The 472-nt window shown below is 36.0% G+C and carries 1 protein-coding gene; it reads left to right on the top strand.

Features of this window, described 5'->3' with window-relative positions:
• Positions 1 to 381: hypothetical protein (locus tag H4J73_RS01180; protein WP_220460644.1), on the top strand; the 381-nt coding region annotated here is incomplete at its 5' end.
• Positions 382 to 472: the final 91 nt, after the last annotated feature.

Below are 472 nucleotides of genomic sequence, written 5' to 3'. Positions count from 1 at the left end.
GGCGTTATGTTGCAAAAGGAGATGCAGTTCATGAATCAGATTAAGAGTAACTTTCAAATATTAGCCGCTACAGCTTCAACGCTTTATTTTGGCTTGTTTGCGTATGGAGCTTTTATCTTCATTAAAGAATTTGAAAATGTATTTGATTCGTTTGAATCGGAGCTACCATTTCAAACATCTTTATTAATTGGCACTTATCGTTACTGGGGTATTTTAGGTTTAATCTCTGCTTTTATTTTGTTTAAAGTGAGTAAATGTAAAAGTAGTAAATCTATGTCGGTGCTTATTTGGCTTGGTGTTTTGTCAATATTATTAGTAGTGTTTGCTATTTGGGGTATTTATAGCCCTGTACTCGAAGGTAGCGGGCAAGCTGCAACATAACAAGCCACTCAAGCAGGACAAATAACAGTTGGTTTTGTTCGCTTCGCTCTCTATTATAACCAACTATTATTTGCCTCTTAGTGGGGCGTTA

The sequence above is a fragment of the Colwellia sp. MB3u-41 genome, from assembly GCF_014076845.1.
Lineage (GTDB): Bacteria > Pseudomonadota > Gammaproteobacteria > Enterobacterales > Alteromonadaceae > Colwellia_A.
The sequence above is the reverse complement of the archived record's forward strand: the minus strand, read 5'-3'. Positions and strand labels throughout refer to the sequence as shown.